Here is a 2,783-nt window from a genome sequence, read left to right on the forward strand (position 1 = left end):
GGACGCCGAGGCTTCGGCCGAGCAGACCTCCGCCGACTCCGTTTCCGCCGAGCCGACCGAGGCTCCGCAGGAGGCGACCCCGGCGATGGAGGCCCAGGTCGAGCAGCTCGAGGCCGACGCGTCCGACGCCCATGAGGTCGACGCCGCCGACGCCGCTGAGGCCACCGCGGAAACCACTGAGGCTCCGGCCCAGGCCACCACGTCGCGTGGTGTCCCGCTGCCGGGTGGTGCCCGCCGTGGTGCCCCGGCCCCGGGCGGTGCCCGCAAGGCAGCTCCGGCCGCCGCTGCGTCGGCCGCGGCTCCGGTGGCGGACACGCCGGTCTCCGACGAAACCCCCGCCCAGGAGGCTCCGGCCGAGGAGACCCAGGTCGAGGACGCCCGCGTCGCGGAGGCCCCGCAGACCGAGGCTCCCGTCGAGCAGGTCGAGCAGGTCGATGAGGCCCCGGCAGAGGAGGCTCCGCCCGTCGAGGCCGAGACCGATTCCGCCGACGCCACCGAGCCCGCCCCTCCGGCCGCCCCCGCCGCTCCGGCGACGGACATGCCGCGCAACGACAAGGGCGTCCCGCTCCCGGGATTCTCGCGCCGCAACGCGCGGTAGCGCGGTGAGCACGACGGAGATCGGGACGTCGTAAAGCATCCCGGCAGCGAAGGAGGAGGTTCCACCCGGAACCTCCTCCTTTCGCATGCGGCCATCCGCCGGCCTTCGTGTCATACGGTCAACGCTCCCGAGTAGCAGATCTGACCACTTGCGCTTTTGCGGGTGCCAAAATGCGAGCGTTGACCAAAATGCACTAACGGGTGCCGCGCCCGCCGAAGCGAGGGGAGAATCGGCGGTCCAGAACTGCCTGACTTCCACAGGGAAAAATCGCGCAATACGCCTCAGCTGCTCCTGGGCAAACGTCCGAAAAGGTGAGTCGTTTTGCGCGATTTTCTGCGCGCCAACCCCTCCGCGAGCGATGCGGGCCGGATTGGAAGGCAGGCGGGGCCCGCGAAGGACCGAATTCGGCTTGACGACGAGCCGACGCGCGCCGCCGAGCAACCCCGCCCGCGGGAGCGGCCCACCCCGACCAACACCCTGACCGGCGGAACACTTCTCCCCCGGCGGCCCGAAGTGGCAGACTCTTACGGGTGAGTATCCAGAAGCGACCCCAGGACCAGCCGGGCAACCCGGACACCGTCAACCCCGCGACCGACGCGGCCGCCGCCAACGCAGCCGCAGCCGCACCCGCCGACGCTGCCACCGCCCAGGCCCCCGCTTCTGACGCCGCCACCACCGACTCCCCCATCCACGACGCCGGCGCCGACGCGTCGATGCCCGACCCGGCCGTGGTGAAAGAAAAGGCGCTGCGCAAGTCCGCCGAGCTGCAGCGCGCCGCCCGCGCGGAACAGACCCGCGCGGCCCGCGTCGCCCAGCGCCGCGGCATGGACCACCCGCGCCGCACGCCGCTGCGCACGCTCGACCAGTCGCACAAGCTGAAGAACGTCCTCTACGACATCCGCGGCCCGGTGACGACGCTGGCGGAGCAGATGGAGGCCGACGGGCATCGCATCATGATGCTCAACACCGGCAACCCCGCGAAGTTCGGCTTCGACGCGCCCGACACGATCGTGCAGGACATGGTGCGCGCGCTGCCGCATGCGCAGGGCTACTCGGAGTCGAAGGGCATTTACTCGGCCCGGCGCGCCGTGGTCACGCGCTACGAGATGGACCCGACCTTCCCCCGCTTCGACGTCGACGACGTGTGGCTGGGCAATGGCGTGTCGGAGCTGATCTCGATAGTGACGCAGTCGCTGCTCGACGAGGGCGACGAGGTCCTCATCCCCGCCCCCGACTACCCGCTGTGGACGGCGGCGACGACGCTGGCCGGCGGCAAGCCGGTGCACTACGTCTGCGACGAGGAGCAGGACTGGGAGCCGGACCTGGAGGACATCCGGTCGAAGGTGACGGATCGGACGAAGGCGATCGTCATCATCAACCCGAACAACCCCACCGGCGCGGTGTACTCCCGCGAGGTGCTGGAGGGCATCGTCGACATCGCGCGCGAGCATTCGCTGCTGCTGCTGTCCGACGAGATCTACGACCGCATCCTCTACGACGACGCCGAGCACATCGCCACCGCGTCGCTGGCCCCGGACCTGCTGTGCATCACGTTCAACGGCCTGTCGAAGACGTACCGCGTCGCCGGTTACCGCGCCGGCTGGATGGTGCTGACCGGCCCGAAGCGCCATGCGGAGGGCTTCATCGAGGGCATCAATCTGCTGGCGTCGACGCGCCTGTGCCCGAACGTGCCCGCGCAGCACGGCATTCAGGTGGCGCTGGGCGGCTACCAGTCCATCGAGGATCTGGTGCTGCCGCCGGGCCGCCTGCTGGAGCAGCGCAACGTCGCGTGGGAGGGCCTCAATTCCATTCCGGGCGTCAGCTGCGTCAAGCCGATGGGCGCGATGTACGCGTTCCCGAAGCTCGACCCGGAGGTCCACGAGATCCACGACGACGAGAAGCTGATGCTCGACATCCTCCGCGAGGAGAAGATCCTCATGGTCGGCGGTTCGGGCTTCAACCTGCCGACGCATGATCACTTCCGCATAGTCACGCTGCCGTGGGCGCGCGATCTCAAGGAGGCCATCGAGCGCCTGGGCAACTTCCTGGCCAGTTACGAGCAGTAGGAGGGCGTCGGGGTGGGGCGGCATACGCGGGTTCAGGATCCTTCGCTTGACGACGGATCGGCGCCCGCCGCGTTCATCACCTCCGTCCGTGAAGGCCTGACGCCACTGGCCGATCCCGA

1 protein-coding gene and 1 pseudogene are annotated in these 2,783 nt (G+C 69.8%); both read left to right on the plus strand.

Annotated features, from left to right (window positions below; all coding sequences use genetic code 11):
- Nucleotides 1–598, plus strand: a pseudogene (locus GX015_RS11735) (hypothetical protein); the annotation flags it as partial.
- A gap of 824 nt (nt 599–1,422) precedes the next feature.
- Nucleotides 1,423–2,664: a pyridoxal phosphate-dependent aminotransferase gene (locus tag GX015_RS11740; RefSeq protein ID WP_291345342.1), complete on the plus strand. Its 1,242-nt coding sequence runs from the start codon at nt 1,423–1,425 to the stop codon at nt 2,662–2,664.
- Nucleotides 2,665–2,783 lie beyond the last annotated feature (119 nt).

It is taken from the genome of Corynebacterium sp. (assembly GCF_012837295.1).
GTDB lineage: Bacteria > Actinomycetota > Actinomycetes > Mycobacteriales > Mycobacteriaceae > Corynebacterium.

Bases quoted from the DNA above. Each gene is read 5' to 3' on its own strand.
- GX015_RS11740 (WP_291345342.1), top strand. From the start codon at position 1,423: ATGGACCACCCGCGCCGCACGCCGCTGCGCACGCTCGACCAGTCGCAC.